Genomic DNA, 15854 nt, shown 5'->3' on the forward strand with positions numbered 1-15854 from the left:
GGAGAACCGTTATGCGTATGCAATTGTGCGTGCTGGCGCTGGCCTGCACCGTCGGCCTGGCTCAGGCTAAAGGCACTGATTCCGCCGCGCTGGGCAAAACCCTGACCCCCATGGGGTCGGAAATGGCTGGCAATGCCGACGGCAGTATTCCGGCCTGGACCGGCGGCCTGGCGAGCAACGCCGGCAGTGTCGACAGCAAGGGCGGCTACAGCGATCCGTATGCGTCGGAGAAGCCGTTGTTCACCATCGACGCGAAAAACGTCGCGCAGTATCAGAAGTTTCTCAGCCCGGGGCAGATCGCGATGTTCAAGCGTTTTCCCGACAGCTACAAAATGAACATCTACCCGAGTCATCGCAGCGCCAACCTGCCCAAGGAAGTGTTGGCGCAGAGCCGCGACAACGTCGCCAAAACCAGCATGGCCGATGGCGGCAATGGCTTGCATGACTATGTGCACGGCATTCCGTTTCCGCTGCCTACCGAAGGCCTTGAGGTGATGTGGAACCACATGACCCGTTATCGCGGCGGCAGTTACGAGCGCATCAGCAGCTCGGCGCTGGTGCGTGAAAACGGCGCCACCAGTTACGTGCGCAACCAGTCGCTGATCAACTTCGCCGACACCGTCGGCGGGTTGGAGTCGGGCGCCAACATCCTGTTCATGTTCAAGAGCCGCGTGCTGGAACCGGCGCGTTTGTCCGGCGAAGCGGTGCTGGTGCACGAGCCGGTCGACCAGGTTGCCGAGCCGCGTTCTGCGTGGCAATACCTGCCGGGTCAACGCCGGGTTCGCCGTGCGCCGATGATCGCCTATGACAACAGCGCCCGTTACAGCAACGGCCTGATCACCGCCGACAATATCGACGGCTACAACGGTGCACCGGATCGTTTTGACTGGAAGCTGATCGGCAAACAAGAGCTGTTCATCCCGTACAACAGCTACAAAATCGGCAGCCACAGCCTCAAGTACGACGAAGTGATCAAGCCCAACCACGTCAACCAGGACCTGGCGCGTTACGAGAAACACCGGGTGTGGGTGGTGGAAGCCACGCTCAAGCCCAGTGCCCGGCACATTTATGCCAAACGCCGATTCTATGTCGACGAAGACAGCTGGCAGATCGCTCAGTCGGACCAGTACGACAGTCGCGGCGAACTGTGGCGCAGCGGCGAACTGCACGCGATTCAGCAGTACGACCACGGCTTTACCTACAACGTGCTGGAAACGTCCTATGACCTGATCTCCGGGCGCTACTACGCCGGTGGTCTGGCCAACGAAGAGACTGAACCGATGCGCGTCGGCTTCTCGGCCAAGACCGATGACTACACCCCGTCGGACCTGCGGCGCTGGGCGAAGTAAATCGTATCTCACACACACCGCAAGTCCTTGTGGGGGTGGGCTTGCCCACGATGAGGTCTTCAGATTCAGCAGCTATGTTGACTGACACTCCGCCATCGCGGGCAAGCCCGCTCCCACAGGATTTCAGTGTTTGCATCCACCAGGAGATCAACCGTGCGCTACTGGATATCCGCTCTGGCCCTGGGCGCAAGCCTGGGCAGCGCTCATGCGACAACCCTCGATCAGCCGCAAGCCAAGGCGCTGGCGCAAGAGGCTTACGTCTTCGCCTACGCCACCGTCGAGCACGACAAAGTGCTCAGCGCCATCGCCGCCAGATTGCCATTCAACCGGCTGTACAGCGAGCCGCGATTGCTCGGCCCGCAAGACAACAAAGTGGTGTCGCCCAACAACGACACGTTCTATTCACGCGCTGTGCTCGACCTGCGTGGCGAGCCCATGGTGCTGGACGTTCCGGCCGTGGAAGGGCGCTACTACAGTTTCCAGCTCGTCGACATGCGCACCGACAACCTCGATTACATCGGCACTCGCGCCACCGGCAACACCGCTGGGCGTTACCTGATTGCCGGGCCGGATTGGCACGGAGAAACACCGAGCGGTTTCAGGGGTGTGATTCGCTCGCCGAGTCGCCTGGTGTTCTTGCTCGGGCGCACCGAGGTCAAGGGTGAGGCGGACTTGAAAGACGCAGCGAACGTGATGACGGACTACGCCCTGACGCCGTTGTCCAAGGTGACCGGCGGGGTAGCGCCGGCAGCGTTGGCTCCGTTGCAATTGCCTGCCTATCAAGACACCAAGCAAGGCCCGGCCCAGACATTGTTCGCCACCTTCAATACCTTGGCGCCGCTGCATGAATGGACGCCAACCGAGCGTTCGAAACTTGAACGCTTCGCGGCCATTGGCGTGAAGCCCGGTGCCGCGTTCGAACCGCCGGCAGCGCTGAGCGAAGCGATTGCCCAGGGTGCCGAGGCTGGGCGCGAACACGTCCGGTTGGCGTCGAGCCAGGTCTCGGTGGAGCAACAAGGCTGGTTTCGTTCGCCAACCAATGTCGGCAAGTTTGGTGATGACGACCTGACCCGCGCGGCGGTCGCTTGGCGCTATATCTACGCCAATGATCCGGTGGAAGCGATTTACCCGATGGCCTTGCACGATGCGCAGGGCCAGACGCTGGATGGGCGTAAAACCTATCGCCTGCATTTCCCCGCCGGGCAATTGCCGCCCGTGAATGCCTTCTGGTCGTTGACCCTCTACGACGGCAAGACCCAGTTGCTCGCCGCCAATTCGATCCAGCGTTACGCCCTGGGTGATCGCAGCCCTGATTTGCACTATGACGCCGACGGTGGCTTGACCTTGATGCTGCAACCCGATGCGCCGACCGCCGCACAGCAGGGCAACTGGCTGCCGACACCCGAGGGGCCGTTCAATGTGTTGTTGCGTTTGTACCTGCCCAAGGCCGGTGCGCTGGATGGCAGTTATCAGCTGCCGACGATTGCGAGGGTTGAGCCATGAATATGATGTTCAGTCGCCGCCGCATGCTGGGCAGCATGGGTGTGCTGGGCGGCAGTCTGGTGTTTCCACGCTGGTTGTTGGCCGCAGAATCCGATGACCTTCGAGCCATCGCGCAGGAGGCGTGGATCTACGCCTATCCGATGCTCATGCATTACCAGACCCTGGAAAAACAGCTGCTCAATCCCGCCGCGCCGGAATACGTCGGCGGCTTCAATCGCTTTCGTCACTACAGCGAGTTGTACACCCCGAAGAACCGCGAAATCGTCACCCCGAACAACGACACGCCGTACTCCTGGGCCTGGCTCGATTTGCGCAGCGAACCGCAGGTGCTGAGCGTGCCGGCGGTCGACGAGGACCGCTACTACGTGCACCAGTTGGTGGACCAATACACGCACAATTTTGCTTACGTCGGCGTGCTCAGCACCGGTCGCGAGGCGGGGGATTACCTGATCGCCGGGCCTGACTGGCAAGGGCCGACGCCACCCGGAATCAAAGCCGTGCTGCGCAGCGAGACCGAGATCGTCATGGTGCTGGGACGCACCGGCCTGAAAAACGCTGAAGACTTGCCGGCCGTGCGCGCGTTGCAGCAGCAATACCGTTTGCGTGCCCTGCATGAATACACCGCCAGCGCTGCACCGATCGCGGCGCCCGCAATTGACTGGCCGGCGTGGGACAGTAAAAGCGGATTGGGGCCCTCGTTCATTGCCGTATTGAATCAGCTCCTCACCCTGTGCCCGACTCAACCGTCCGAGCGGGCATTATGTGCCCGTTTCGCCCGCATCGGCATCGTGCCGGGCCAGGCGTTCGATGTTGATGGGGTATCGGTGGAAACCCGTCAGGCGTTAATCGCCGGAATCGCCGATGCCCAGGCGCAATTGCAAACCGCGGTGAGCCAGGTGCGCACTACGCTGGGCCTGTTTGGCACCCGCGAAGCGCTGCAAGGCAATTACCTCAACCGCGCGGTCGCGGCGCACGTCGGCATCTACGGCAACAGTGTCGAAGAGGCGTTCTACACCGGCAGTCGTCAGGACAATCAGGGGCAACCCTTACAGGGCGGGCGTCAATATCGACTGCGTTTTGCGCCGGGGCAATTGCCGCCGGCCAGCGAGTTCTGGTCGTTGACCTTGTATGACTTGCCGGACCGGCAATTGGTCGCCAACCCGATTGATCGTTACTGCCTGAGCAGCCGCGATTCGTTGCTGGCGGATGCGGACGGCGGGTTGACGTTGCTGATGCAGCCTTCGGCACCCCAAGTCCAGAGCAACTGGCTGCCGACGCCGGCGAGCGGGGCGTTTACGCTGGTGCTGCGGCTATACGGGCCGCAACAGCAGGTGATCGAACAGCGATGGAAGATGCCGGCGGTTGAAGTGGTTCCTGTGTAAACCGATAGACCGCCATCGCGGGCAAGCCCGCTCCCACAGGTTGAAATGCATTCCACTGTGGGAGCGGGCTTGCCCGCGAAGGGCGCGCCGCGGTTTAAGGCGTCACGATATTGAACTGCGGACTGAAGCTATCCAGGCTGCCCATCAGCTCCCCAATCTTCTTCCCGTTCCCCTGCAACTTGATCAACCCCTTCTGAATCGCCGTCGGGAAGTCCAGTTGCTTGAGGCTGATCTGCTCCAGTGTTGCCTTGCTCATGCTCACACCGGCATCGGCCTGAGGGTTGAGCCCGGCGCGGTGGGTCAGTACGCCATTGCGCAGGGTCAGGGTGAAGTCCTTGTTCTGGTCTTCGAACGTCCAGTTCAGGGTCATGTCGTGGCCCACGGCTTTGTCGCTGTCGAGGCGAATGGCCAGGAAATCGAAGAACATGTCAGGGCTCATCGCTCGCACCATGTCCCCCGACACCGAGCTACCGGCGTGCGCTGGTACACCGTTGCGCAGTTCCATGGCGCCGGTCAGGTACATGTTGCGCCACGTGGCGTTTTCGCTTTGATAACCCATCTGTTCCAGTGTCTCGGCCTGAGCCTTGCGGGCGTCCGGGTTCTCCGGGTCGGCGAACAGCAACTGGTTGCCCAATTGCGCGGCCCAGCGGTAATCACCCTTGGCCATCGCCGCGTGCATTTTCTCCAGCACCGCCGCTTGGCCACCCATGGCCTCGACACTGCGTTTGGCGGTTTCCACCGGCGGCAATGGATTGAGATTGGCCGGATTACCGTCGTAGAAACCCAGGTAGCGCTGATACACCGCCCGCACGTTGAAACTCAGCGAGCCGTAGTAACCCCGGGTGTACCATTTCTGGTCCAGAGTGCCCGGCAATTTCTTGATGGCGTCGGCGACTTCCAGCGGTGTCAGCCCCTGGTTCAACAGATGCAGGGTGCGGTCGTTGAGGAAGGCATACATGTCACGCTGATCGGCCAGGAACGTGCGGATCCGCTCGCCACCCCAGGTCGGCCAGTTGTGCTGGGCGAATAACACGTCGCTCTTGTCACCGTAGCGCGCCAGGCTGCTGTCCAGGTATTGCGCCCAGGCCTTGGCGTCACGCACTTGTGCGCCACGTGGGGTGAGGATGTTGTGCATCATCTGCGTTGCGTTTTCCGCCATGCACAAGGCCCGCAGTTGCGGCAGGTACAGGTTCATTTCCGCCGGCGCTTCGGTGCCCGGCGTCAGTTGGAACTCCACGTCCAGGCCCGCGATGGTGCGGGTCTCCAGCTCTTTTTCGATCAAGTCGGTGGGCGGGATCAGGGTGACCGTGCCGCCGCTCGGCGAGCTCTTGCCCAGGCCCGCGTCGACCTGACCACGCTCACCACGGGGCAACAGGCTGCCGAACTGATACTGCGCCCGGCGGCTCATCGCGTTGCCGGCGAACACGTTTTCGCTCATCACGTGTTCCATGAACCCGACGGGGGCGAACACCTTGACCTTGCCCGCCTTGACGTCGGCCTCATCGACCACGCCGCGCACACCACCGAAGTGGTCGACGTGGGTGTGGCTATAAATCACTGCGACCACCGGTTTGCGTGGGCGGTTCTGGTAGTACAGCTCCAGCGCCGCTTTCGCGGTTTCGGTGACGGTCAGCGGGTCGATGATGATCAGCCCGTCGTCACCTTCAATGATGGTCATGTTGGCCAGGTCGAGGCCGCGCACCTGATACAACCTTGGGCTGACTTCGAACAGCCCGGCATGGGCACTGAGTTGCGCCAGGCGCCAGAGGCTGGGGTTGATCGAGTCCGGGTTTTTGTCCTTGGCCAGGAAGTCATAGGCTTGTACATCCCAGATGACCTTGCCGGCCGCCTCCTTGATCTGGCCCTTGAAAGGTGCGATCAAGCCCTTGCTGACCGACTCGTAATCGGTGCGGTCGCTAAAGGGCAGTTGTTGCAGGACCGCCGCATTGTTGGCCGCGGTTTGTGCGCTGGCGGCGACCGGTTCATCGGCGGCGGCCACCGATTGCGCCAGGCAAGCAGTAATCAGGCAGGCCAACAGGCCACGAGGGCTTAAAGTGAAACGAGGCATGGTGTCTCCGTTTTTTATGGTTATGGTCAGACCAGCCTCCGAGGGTAAGTGGGCAGGCGGGAAGGGCAGCAATCGGCACCGGACAAAAAACATGCAGGGCCGCTATCCTTGCTTCACGTTGATCAAACAGGTTCGCCCATGCTTCAGGTCCAAGGCGTCTACAAAAGCTACGCCACCCCACAAGGTCCGTTGCCGGTGTTGCAAGGCGTCGACCTGACCCTCAAACCCGGCGGCAGCCTGGCGCTGATGGGTGAATCGGGCAGCGGCAAAAGCACCTTGCTGCACTTGATTGCCGGCCTGGACAAGGTCGATCAGGGCAGCATCCGCAGCGGTGAACATCGTCTGGAGCAGATGAGTGAAGGCCAACTGGCCAACTGGCGGCGCACTGAAATCGGCCTGGTGTTCCAGCAGTTCAACCTGATCGGCAGCTTGCGCGTCGAAGACAACCTGGCGTTTCAGGCGCGGCTGGCGGGGCGGCACGACCCGCGCTGGCAGGCGCATCTGGTGCAGCGCTTGGGCTTGAACGATTTGTTGCGCCGCTATCCCGAGCAACTGTCCGGCGGGCAACAGCAGCGTGTCGCCCTGGGGCGCGCGTTGGCGTCGAAACCCGCATTGCTGCTGGCCGACGAACCCACTGGCAGCCTCGATGAAGCCACCAGTGACGAGGTGCTGAAGTTGCTGCTGGAATTGCTCGACGACACACCCACCACGTTGTTAATGGTCACGCACAGCCCACGGGTGGCTGCGCGGCTCGCGGAAAAGGTGGTGTTGCACGGTGGTCGTCTGGCTGGCACGGACGAACGCTGAGGTGCGGGTTTTTCGCGAGACGCTACGGGCGCTGCTCAGCCATTGGCGGCAGCATCCGGTGCAATTTTTCAGCGTGCTGACCGGGCTCTGGCTCGCCACCGGTTTGCTCACGGGCGTACAGGCATTGAACAGCCAGGCGCGGGAAAGCTATGCCCGGGCCAGTCAGTTAATCGGCGGCGAACCACAGGCCAGCCTCAGCGGGCCCGATGGTGGAACGTTTTCTCAAGGGCTGTTTGTCGAACTGCGTCGTTCAGGCTGGCCGGTGTCGCCGGTGCTGCAAGGCCGAGTGACGCTCAAGGGCCATGAAGACCAGCGCTTGCAACTGATGGGCATCGAGCCGGTGTCGCTGCCCTCCGGTTCATCGGTGGCGGGGCAAGCGTTACCGATTGAGCGGATTGTCGAGTTTTTCAGTGCGCCGGGCAGTACCTGGATTTCACCGCAGACCTTGCAGGCATTGGGGCTGCACGAAGGCGAACGGCCGATAAGTGCGAATGGCATGGCATTGCCGCCGCTGCGCGTTGAAACCGACATGGCCCCCGGTGTTTTGCTGGTCGATATTGGTTTCGCCCAGCAGATTCTGGGCCTGCCGGATCAACTGTCACGACTGTTGTTGCCCAAGGGGTTCAGCGCCTCGATACCTGACGCATTCAAGGGCCAACTCCAGCTCAAGACCCGTGGCGAGGAGAACAATCTCGCGCGCTTGACCGAAAGCTTTCACCTGAACCTTGATGCGCTGGGGTTTCTGTCATTCGTGGTCGGTTTGTTCATTGTTCACGCGGCCATCGGCCTGGCGCTGGAACAACGCCGGGGACTGCTCAGGACCTTGCGTGCCTGTGGCGTCAGTGCCCGAATGCTCATCGCGTGCCTGGTGGTTGAGCTCGGCGCTCTGGCGCTGATCGGCGGACTCGCCGGTGTGGTCAGCGGCTACCTGTTGGCCAGCGTGCTGTTACCGGACGTCGCCGCCAGCCTGCGCGGTTTGTACGGCGCCGAAGTGGCGGGGCAGTTGAGCCTCAGCCCGTGGTGGTGGCTCAGCGGAGTCGGCCTGAGTGTGCTCGGTGCGTTGCTGGCCGGCGCCAACAGTCTGCTGCGAGCGGCGCGTTTGCCACTGCTGGCGCTGGCCGATCCTCAAGCCTGGCATCTGGCTCATGCGCGCTGGTTGCGGCGCCAGGGCTGGGTGGCAGCGATGGCGGCCGTGATTGCGCTCAGCGCCTTGATCTGGGGCGACAGCCTGGCCAGTGGCTTTGTACTGATGGCGGCGCTGTTGCTCGGCGCCGCGCTGGCGCTGCCGGTGGTGCTCAATGCCGCGCTCAACCTGGTATTGCCGCGCAGTCATTCAGTGCTTGGCCAATGGTTTATCGCCGATTGCCGGCAGCAATTACCGGCCCTGAGCCTGGCGTTGATGGCGCTGCTGTTGGCACTCGCGGCGAATATCGGTGCCGGCAGCATGACCGCCGGTTTTCGCCAGACCTTCAGCAACTGGCTCGAACAACGCCTGACGGCCGAGTTGTACATCAATCCGCAAAACCCGGCGCAGTCTCGCGAGCTGCACACGTGGCTCAAACAGCAACCGCACGTCTCGGCGGTACTGCCTAGCTGGCAAGTATCGATCCAGTTGCAAGGCTGGCCGGCGGATATTTTTGGCGTGATCGATCACCCGACCTATCGCCAGCACTGGCCGTTGCTGGAGGCCTTGGGCGATAACCCATGGGAGCAACTGGCCAGGGACGACACGCTGATGCTCAGCGAACAACTGGCCCGACGTCTGAAGGTGCGGCTCGGCGATCACCTGACGATTCCCACGCCGAACGGTTCGTGGTCGCCGCGCATCGTCGGAATCTACGCCGATTACGGCAATCCCAAGGGCCATCTGCTGGTCAATGTCAGCCATCTGCTGCGGGGCTGGCCACAGCAAGCCCCCAACCGCTTTAATCTGCGTATCGAGCCGGAATCGATCCCCCCGTTCATCACCGCGTTACAGGCACACTTCGCGCTGGACGACAGCCGTATCGTCGACCAGGCGCGGCTAAAGGGCTGGTCGACGCAAGTGTTCGAACGCACCTTCGCCGCCACCGCCGCACTCAACAGCCTGACCCTCTGCGTGGCGGGCGTGGCGCTGTTTATCAGCCTGCTGACCCAAAGCCAAAGCCGTCTCGGGCAACTGGCGCCGTTGTGGGCGCTGGGCGTGACGCGTCGGCAATTGATGCTGCTCAACCTCGGGCAAACCTGGTTGCTGGCGCTGTTGACGCTGGTGCTGGCGTTACCGCTGGGGATCGCGCTGGCGTGGTGCCTGGACGCGGTGATCAACGTTCAGGCGTTCGGTTGGCGCCTGCCGTTGCGGGTTTTTCCGCTGCAACTGATGCAGTTGATGGGGCTGGCCTTGATCGCAACATTACTGGCGTCGGCGTGGCCGCTGTACTCGCTGTACCGCACGCAACCGGCGGACCTGCTGAGGACGTTTGCTCATGAGGATTAACCTCGGCGTGGTGTTGCTGGTGCTTCTGTTGAGCGGCTGCGATCACCCGGCGCCGGATGAAAAAGGCTTCGCGGGTATGGGCGGCGAGGCGGCGGCTTTTACCCCGGTGGTGCCCGGTCGGGTGTTCAACTTCCCGGAAGATCATGGGCCACATGACGGCTTTCGCATCGAGTGGTGGTACGTCACCGCCAATCTCAGGGACGAGCAGGGCCGCGAGTTTGGCGTGCAATGGACACTGTTTCGCAGCGCCTTGAAAGCAATGCCCGAGGTGGCGGGGTGGGGTAATCAGACAATCTGGCTGGGGCACGCCGCCGTGACGTCGGCGACGGTGCATCATGCTGCCGAACGCTATGCCCGTGGCGGTGTGGGGCAGGCAGGTGTGAGCGTGGCTCCTTTTGATGCCTGGATTGATGACTGGCGTTTCAGCAGTCAACGTTCTGATCCTTTAGCGGATCTTCAACTCAGTGCCCGGGACAAGGATTTCGGCTATCAACTTCGCCTGACGTCCAGCCGTCCGCTGGTGCTTCAGGGCGACAAAGGCTTCAGCCAGAAATCCGAACAGGGCCAGGCGTCGTACTACTACAGCCAACCGTTTTTCCAGGCCAGCGGCACGCTGGAAATCGATGGCAACACCTATCAAGTCAGCGGCCCGGCCTGGCTCGACCGCGAATGGAGCAGCCAGCCGCTGACCGCCAATCAGACCGGTTGGGACTGGTTCTCGCTGCACCTGGACAGCGGTGAGCAGGTGATGCTTTATCGCATGCGCAACAAGGAAGGCGCGCCGTACCTCACTGGCACCTGGATCGACGCTCAGGGGCAGACGCAGCCATTGCACGCCGACGACATCCGCCTCACACCGCAAGACACCGCCAACGTCGCTGGCCGTTCGATGCCTGTGCGCTGGTCGATCAAAATACCCGGCAAACACCTCGACCTCACCCTCAACGCCCTTAATCCAAACGCCTGGATGGATTTGCGCATTCCCTATTGGGAAGGGCCGGTGCAACTGAGTGGCAGCCACGCGGGGCAAGGCTATCTGGAAATGACCGGGTATTGAGTCGCAGCTTTCGGTAGATCGCGGGCTAAGTCGAGCATGTTCACGACGCGCTGCGTGCCACTCCCTTGACCTGGCGCAAGGAAAGCGCCAATAGCACCGACGGTGGTGAATACCTCGCAGAAGAAACTTCGAACACTCCTTGAACTGCGTCTATGCTCATGGGCACGGATCGCGTCGGCGCCTGAGCCAGAGCGGTCTGTTGTCATTTATTACCAAGGAATGTATCGCCTATGAAACTCCACGCACTGACCAAAGCCATCACCCTTGCTACCTTGCTGTCTGCCGTCAGCCTTGGCGCCATGGCGGCGGACATTCCGCTGTCTAACGTGGTGGAAGCGGCAACGATCACCGCTGATGTTGTCTCGGTCGACGCCAAAAGCCATCAAGTCACCCTTAAAGGGCCAGAAGGTAACGAGACGACGCTGCAACTGACCGACAAGGCGAAAAACCTTGCCAACCTCAAAGCTGGCGATAAGGTCACAGTCGAAGTTGCCCGCTCCGTCGCGGCATACCTCGACACCGACGTCGACAAGGGCCTGCCAGGCTCCACCGAGCGCACGGGCGAAGTCCGAGCGGCACCGGGCGGTTCCATGCCTGCCGGCGAAGCTTACCGTCAGGTTCAAGTTCAGCTGAAAATCACCAAAATCGATTTGGCAAAACATGAATTGACCTTCGAAAACCCGGCTGGCCAGTCCAAAACGGTTGAAGTGGTAGAGCCGAAAGTTCAAGCGAAACTCAAGGACCTGAAAGTAGGGCAAACCGTTGTTGTCACCTACACAGACCTTCTGAAAGTGACCAGCGCACACTAAAATTGAGTGTTGGCTCTATAAAAAATGATTGTTCTTGTATAACTTTTTGTACAAGAACAATCAGTTTTAATGAACGGGTTGGTGAGTTTTATTCATTCGTCTGAATAGTATTTCATCCGACATGTTGTTAAACATTGTGTTTATAAATTTCATGTTCGCGAGGCGGACATCTTCACCTGCTTCTATTAAACTTCCCCCGTTCGTCCAGTGTCATGGCTCTTTACCAGTGCATGGAATGCCGAGGCTGTTTCACTGGGCGAACTCTTTTTGGCAGTGCGTATGCGACGTGCTGACAATGAATACATAAAAAAACGGGCGATCACTGGATCGCCCGTTTTTTTTGCAGTCACTCTGCGGTGTCGTCGTGTCGTGCAATGCGTCGAGGGCACATTGATGCCGATGTCGGGCATGTATCGAGCCAATGGGTCAAAGGGGCCAGCGCACGGTTCAAATGACCATCAGATTCCCGTACGCGGTGCTCCCGCCTGCATATGCCCGGCCTCATTTCCTTCGGAAATTTCCTACATTTTTGTAGTGTGCCTCTTTGCTATAACCAAAGCCTCAAAATGTAACGTGGTTCATAACCACTCAACGTCTGGGGTAAGTTTATTTATGCCTACTGATCCGCCATCGAACAGTCCAATGCCTAACGTTTTGCGACCGGCGTCCCCCAACAATCCTTCCGGTCATCAAAAATCAACGCGAGGCCCAATACTCGGTCAAAGGGCAACCTCTGCATCATCACCTCCCTTCACCGTGCCCACTGGCGTGGTGATCGCAGCGACCAAACCTGCGGCGTCAAAAACAGCTCCCTTTCAAATCCCTAAACTCTGCCCCCAGTGCAAGACCAATCACACGGGTGCTTGTACGCTTAAAAAGTCGACACCGACCCCTTCAATCGCTAGAAAATCTGTTCCTGCTCAAGAGGTCTTTGACAAATACAAGACCGGCTACGATGCAACAGATAGAGTTTTGCCCTTTACCATCATGAAGGATGTAACAAACGACTCGCTGGTTTTTTCTGATAAAAAAGCCAATCAAAAACAAATGGATAAAGCATCGAATAAAAAGTTTACCCTCCGGCACTACACCACCTCAGTCGATGGGCCGCCTAGATTTAACGCGATTGAACCGAATTTTGAGTTGGTTAACAAAGGGGTGAAAACACTTCATCGGACTCAGGGCAGCAACACAAATGAAGACGACTGGAACCGCTTGGGCAATACAGCCTTCACGTTCTTTTTGTTAGCCATCGACGGGAAGGTTTCCGGGCGAAAATTTTTAGCCCAGGCGACACATTATGCGGAAATTGATGTGGAGGACTCCGGCCAGTTGTCCGCCCTGGGACTCGATACGGCTGAGTTTTTTGCATCTGCGGATTTGTTGCATGAGAAGGATTTAACTAAGACCAAGGTGGTTAAAGGCCCGTTAACGGAGTTTAAGTCTTTAATGCTTGCCAGTTCAGGGGTTCAAGCAATTCAGTTGGGGTTGATGGGGCCGGAAGTTTTGCTTCGTTCGATTGATGAGCAGTTTTTAGGAAGTCTGGAGGTTAAAATTCCGGGTTCGGTAGCGGTGGGGCGGTGGGTTTCGGTTTAGAGCGGAAAGGGGGATGAGTTTTTTCGTGTAAATAAATCCGACCGCTTTTTCTATGTTGCTTTGCAGTGATTTTTATATGGCCCATTTGTCTAAAGGCAATACGTTCATGTTTTTTGAGAATGTCTCTTTCGCTTCTCCGAGTGTCATATGGTTCGGCCCGCTATATTGTTCAGGATCAATTACTCCGTTGTCTTCCCATTTGCACAGATCACAAATGTCGTAGTTTGCTCTCGACGATAATGTGCGGTAACCGCAGCAAGGACAAGCTTCCATTGGTTCGATGAGTCCCAATACTTCATGCTCGCCGAATCCCATTTTTTTCATTTGGCTAGATAAATACAAATTTGTAACGCTCTTGTATTGTGAGTGCAAAGCAATCAATAACAACTCGTCATAAAGAGGATTCTGTACGTCACTTGGCGGTTCGTCGTTTGAGATAAGTAGATGTTGCATTTCTTTTGAAAGCAAGGAGAACACTTCGTCGCTGTCATCAATCCCCCACCAATTCAGTAGCAGTGATTCACGCGCATCATTGTTGAGAGCAGCTAAAGCTTTTTGGCTCAGCTTGTAAACTGCATCGGATCGAGAGGTTTTTTGCATGTTAAAGTACTTTTGCTAAATCAATTGCTGAATTCGTATAAAAATATGTCTGTTTCCTTTCTTTGTCTTTCTTGGTTGTTTTTATATTTCTATTTTGATTAGAGCATTGGATATTACCTGTTGTAGTTCTTTCCAGTTTTTTGCTTTTTCGCTGAAAATTGGTTGCTCCCAATCATGGGATTTAATTAGTGAGACTTTGAAGGTGCCATCTTCGCAGAACTCCGGATACCAGCCGATATCAATGAGTTGATCATGGGGGAAAACAGCTTGGAATAGATCCTCCTTTAAATCATCAATAATTATTGATATATCAATATCTTGATTTAGGTGGGATATGTCATCAAATGTGATTCTTCCGCCAAGTTCAATTATTTTTTTCGTGTTCATTTAATTTTTCTTCATTTTTGTGAGTTTTTTAAATGCATCTTCGGAAATAGGATGGCCATGAATAGTGTTCGCACCTAGCTCAACCCTCATGAATCGTGTTTCGTTACCGTCGTTAGTGGACAATGGTTTCCCCTAGTCAATGACTTTTCACGGCTTTCCATCTTTGACGTCCTGACTATCCTTGAACGCGTGACGCTCAAGTGCTTCAGTGTTCCAAGCGTGAAAAGGGATAGATTGATTTTTCTTTATGGAAAATCAATCTATCCTTTCTTTTGTTTGACTTAGAAATAAAAAAACAGCCCGGTTTTGCTTTTCAGTGCTAGCTTGTTCAGGGTTATAATTTTTTCTAATATCTAAAGTTTGGTGTGTTCGTAAGCGCTTGTTAAAATATTTAGAGATGTGGTTAGTTCGATGTTGCCTTGAATACTTTCGTCTTCGTACTCATCTATAAATTTTCCTAGTGATGAGTTTATTTTTTCAAGTACTCCAGATTGCAATAATTTTGCGTAGTGCTCTTCTGGTGATTGAAGTTTCTCAAGATCAGCAAGCAAACACTCATCTAGATCTAAGCGTTTCATTGCTTCAGAGCTCAATGGGACGGAGATTGTTTTCATTTCATGTCCCCTTATTAAAGTGCGTTACTTCATTGTATTCGCTCTGCGTTCTGCCTGCCTGCTTTCCATTGGGCAATTTTTTGTTGCTGGGTACAATCCCTTGTAAATCCAGATACTTCCTTTTGCCTGGAAGCGGGTGCGAAAAGGGGACGGATTTATTTTCTTGCGTGAAAATAAATCCGTCCCTTTTTTTTGTCCATTTTTTGTCTTTTTTTTGCGCCTAAATAGCGTCGGAGTCCTTGTCGTTCAGGTACACCGAGGGGCCGCAAAGTAAAGGAGATTCTGTTGTGAACTCAATCATTGAGTTTTTGTTTGATGCTTGGATTGTAAATATGGTTTCTTTTTTGTAATTGTTATGTTTAATTTATCTGTTGTAGGTATATTTTTTATCAGAACGTTTTTGATGTCGCCACAATTTAATCCAATTCGACACGTATTGAAGTGATTCTTTTTCCATTTTGCTGGAGGTGCGTCAGGGAGTTCCTCTATATCAAACTCCATTATTATCGTTGGTCTGCTGTTATCAATATTTAAAGCAAAAAGCTCAATGGTTCCGATCGCTATGAGTGTCGTGAAAATCTGGTTAAAAAAAGTGCTGCCGTCAATATCATTCCAGAATTTCATAATTACTCCTTGAAGTAGAAGTGATCTTTTGCACCTGGGATTTTACCCGTTCTGGTGTTTTCAATCGGTCGTAGATTAAAGTGAGCAGCCTGGTCGCCTTTGTTCCCAGGCTCAAGGCGAAAAGGGGACGGATTTATTTTCTTTCGTAAAAATAAATCTGTCCCCTTTGTTTTTTGTTTTTTGTTTTTGTAATTTGTGGAAAATTCTACAACAGTTCCTAGCGTCTTGGGCTCGATGATGTGTAGTATCGCCACCTTCATTTATTTAGTTCTCTTTGTGTTTTTGTCCTACAGTAGTTGATAACTAAATCTTTCATCCCATCCAAATTTTTCATCCTGTTCTTTCGCTCTTTCAAGTATATTCACAATTTGTTCGTAAGGAATGCCCATGGCGTCCCTAGAGTCTTTTGAGTTTTTCCAAATTAGCTCCAGCGGTCGCTCCGCATTCGCGCTCAGCAAATCCCATAAGGCGTTTAGGTTGTTTCCATAGTATTCGGTGATTCCCAGCACTGATGTGAGTTTTTTGTGAAAATCTGCTTCTGATTTTATTGTGGTGCCGTCTAGTTCTATTATCATTTTTTCGTCC

The 15854-nt window shown here is 56.2% G+C and carries 15 protein-coding genes; 8 read left to right on the plus strand and 7 right to left on the minus strand.

Annotation, left to right across the window (positions count from 1 at the left end):
- Window positions 1–11 precede the first annotated feature (11 nt).
- From LOY55_RS12110 to LOY55_RS12120, 3 genes are all read left to right on the plus strand, one after another.
- Window positions 12–1349, plus strand: a complete 1338-nt coding sequence (locus LOY55_RS12110; protein WP_223524473.1) for a DUF1329 domain-containing protein — start codon at window positions 12–14, stop codon at window positions 1347–1349.
- Between the two features lie 153 nt (window positions 1350–1502).
- Window positions 1503–2852, plus strand: coding sequence for a DUF1254 domain-containing protein (locus tag LOY55_RS12115; RefSeq protein ID WP_223524475.1), 1350 nt, complete (start codon window positions 1503–1505; stop codon window positions 2850–2852).
- Complete coding sequence (locus LOY55_RS12120; protein ID WP_223524478.1) at window positions 2849–4234, plus strand: DUF1254 domain-containing protein; 1386 nt, start codon at window positions 2849–2851, stop codon at window positions 4232–4234. The genes LOY55_RS12115 and LOY55_RS12120 overlap by 4 nt, the downstream gene beginning before the upstream one ends.
- 94 nt (window positions 4235–4328) lie before the next feature.
- On the opposite strand, the gene LOY55_RS12125 is transcribed toward LOY55_RS12120, so the two are convergent.
- Window positions 4329–6302 (minus strand): alkyl/aryl-sulfatase, encoded by a 1974-nt coding sequence (locus LOY55_RS12125; RefSeq protein WP_223524482.1) that lies wholly within the window; start codon window positions 6300–6302, stop codon window positions 4329–4331.
- Window positions 6303–6440: 138 nt separating this feature from the next.
- Between LOY55_RS12125 and LOY55_RS12130 the strand changes: the two genes are divergently transcribed.
- The 5 genes from LOY55_RS12130 to LOY55_RS12150 all read left to right on the plus strand — a co-directional run bounded on the left by LOY55_RS12130 (window position 6441) and on the right by LOY55_RS12150 (window position 13044).
- Window positions 6441–7109, plus strand: a complete 669-nt coding sequence (locus LOY55_RS12130) for an ABC transporter ATP-binding protein (RefSeq protein ID WP_223524485.1) — start codon at window positions 6441–6443, stop codon at window positions 7107–7109.
- Between the two features lies 1 nt (window position 7110).
- The gene (locus LOY55_RS12135) at window positions 7111–9582 is read left to right on the plus strand and encodes an FtsX-like permease family protein (RefSeq protein ID WP_223524488.1); all 2472 of its coding nucleotides are present in this window, start codon (window positions 7111–7113) and stop codon (window positions 9580–9582) included.
- Entirely contained in the window at window positions 9572–10639 is a 1068-nt protein-coding gene (locus tag LOY55_RS12140) for a lipocalin-like domain-containing protein (RefSeq protein WP_223524491.1), read from the plus strand. The genes LOY55_RS12135 and LOY55_RS12140 overlap by 11 nt, the downstream gene beginning before the upstream one ends.
- A 230-nt stretch (window positions 10640–10869) precedes the next feature.
- Entirely contained in the window at window positions 10870–11448 is a 579-nt protein-coding gene (locus tag LOY55_RS12145; protein WP_046027825.1) for a hypothetical protein, read from the plus strand.
- Window positions 11449–12090: 642 nt separating this feature from the next.
- Entirely contained in the window at window positions 12091–13044 is a 954-nt protein-coding gene (locus LOY55_RS12150; protein ID WP_223524493.1) for a hypothetical protein, read from the plus strand.
- Between the two features lie 72 nt (window positions 13045–13116).
- On the opposite strand, the gene LOY55_RS12155 is transcribed toward LOY55_RS12150, so the two are convergent.
- The 6 genes from LOY55_RS12155 to LOY55_RS12180 all read right to left on the minus strand — a co-directional run bounded on the left by LOY55_RS12155 (window position 13117) and on the right by LOY55_RS12180 (window position 15844).
- Window positions 13117–13644: a CPCC family cysteine-rich protein gene (locus LOY55_RS12155; protein ID WP_223524496.1), complete on the minus strand. Its 528-nt coding sequence runs from the start codon at window positions 13642–13644 to the stop codon at window positions 13117–13119.
- A gap of 81 nt (window positions 13645–13725) precedes the next feature.
- Window positions 13726–14031, minus strand: coding sequence for a hypothetical protein (locus LOY55_RS12160; RefSeq protein ID WP_223512864.1), 306 nt, complete (start codon window positions 14029–14031; stop codon window positions 13726–13728).
- Between the two features lie 353 nt (window positions 14032–14384).
- Window positions 14385–14645: a hypothetical protein gene (locus LOY55_RS12165; protein WP_223524499.1), complete on the minus strand. Its 261-nt coding sequence runs from the start codon at window positions 14643–14645 to the stop codon at window positions 14385–14387.
- 297 nt (window positions 14646–14942) lie between these two features.
- Complete coding sequence (locus tag LOY55_RS12170) at window positions 14943–15269, minus strand: immunity 50 family protein (protein ID WP_258668000.1); 327 nt, start codon at window positions 15267–15269, stop codon at window positions 14943–14945.
- A gap of 2 nt (window positions 15270–15271) precedes the next feature.
- Window positions 15272–15529 carry an HNH/endonuclease VII fold putative polymorphic toxin gene (locus LOY55_RS12175; protein WP_223524502.1) on the minus strand — a complete coding sequence of 86 codons (258 nt, stop codon included), beginning with the start codon at window positions 15527–15529 and terminating at the stop codon, window positions 15272–15274.
- A gap of 27 nt (window positions 15530–15556) precedes the next feature.
- A complete protein-coding gene (locus tag LOY55_RS12180) occupies window positions 15557–15844 on the minus strand; it encodes a barstar family protein (RefSeq protein WP_223524504.1) in 288 nt (95 codons plus the stop codon).
- Between the last annotated feature and the right edge of the window lie 10 nt (window positions 15845–15854).

This window comes from Pseudomonas sp. B21-040 (assembly GCF_024748695.1).
GTDB lineage: Bacteria > Pseudomonadota > Gammaproteobacteria > Pseudomonadales > Pseudomonadaceae > Aquipseudomonas.

Bases quoted from the DNA above. Each gene is read 5' to 3' on its own strand.
- LOY55_RS12140 (WP_223524491.1), top strand. From the start codon at position 9,572: ATGAGGATTAACCTCGGCGTGGTGTTGCTGGTGCTTCTGTTGAGCGGC.
- LOY55_RS12125 (WP_223524482.1), bottom strand. From the start codon at position 6,302: ATGCCTCGTTTCACTTTAAGCCCTCGTGGCCTGTTGGCCTGCCTGATT.
- LOY55_RS12110 (WP_223524473.1), top strand. From the start codon at position 12: ATGCGTATGCAATTGTGCGTGCTGGCGCTGGCCTGCACCGTCGGCCTG.
- LOY55_RS12155 (WP_223524496.1), bottom strand. From the start codon at position 13,644: ATGCAAAAAACCTCTCGATCCGATGCAGTTTACAAGCTGAGCCAAAAA.
- LOY55_RS12175 (WP_223524502.1), bottom strand. From the start codon at position 15,529: ATGAAGGTGGCGATACTACACATCATCGAGCCCAAGACGCTAGGAACT.
- LOY55_RS12120 (WP_223524478.1), top strand. From the start codon at position 2,849: ATGAATATGATGTTCAGTCGCCGCCGCATGCTGGGCAGCATGGGTGTG.
- LOY55_RS12160 (WP_223512864.1), bottom strand. From the start codon at position 14,031: ATGAACACGAAAAAAATAATTGAACTTGGCGGAAGAATCACATTTGAT.
- LOY55_RS12150 (WP_223524493.1), top strand. From the start codon at position 12,091: ATGCCTAACGTTTTGCGACCGGCGTCCCCCAACAATCCTTCCGGTCAT.
- LOY55_RS12130 (WP_223524485.1), top strand. From the start codon at position 6,441: ATGCTTCAGGTCCAAGGCGTCTACAAAAGCTACGCCACCCCACAAGGT.
- LOY55_RS12180 (WP_223524504.1), bottom strand. From the start codon at position 15,844: ATGATAATAGAACTAGACGGCACCACAATAAAATCAGAAGCAGATTTT.
- LOY55_RS12145 (WP_046027825.1), top strand. From the start codon at position 10,870: ATGAAACTCCACGCACTGACCAAAGCCATCACCCTTGCTACCTTGCTG.
- LOY55_RS12170 (WP_258668000.1), bottom strand. From the start codon at position 15,269: ATGAAATTCTGGAATGATATTGACGGCAGCACTTTTTTTAACCAGATT.
- LOY55_RS12165 (WP_223524499.1), bottom strand. From the start codon at position 14,645: ATGAAAACAATCTCCGTCCCATTGAGCTCTGAAGCAATGAAACGCTTA.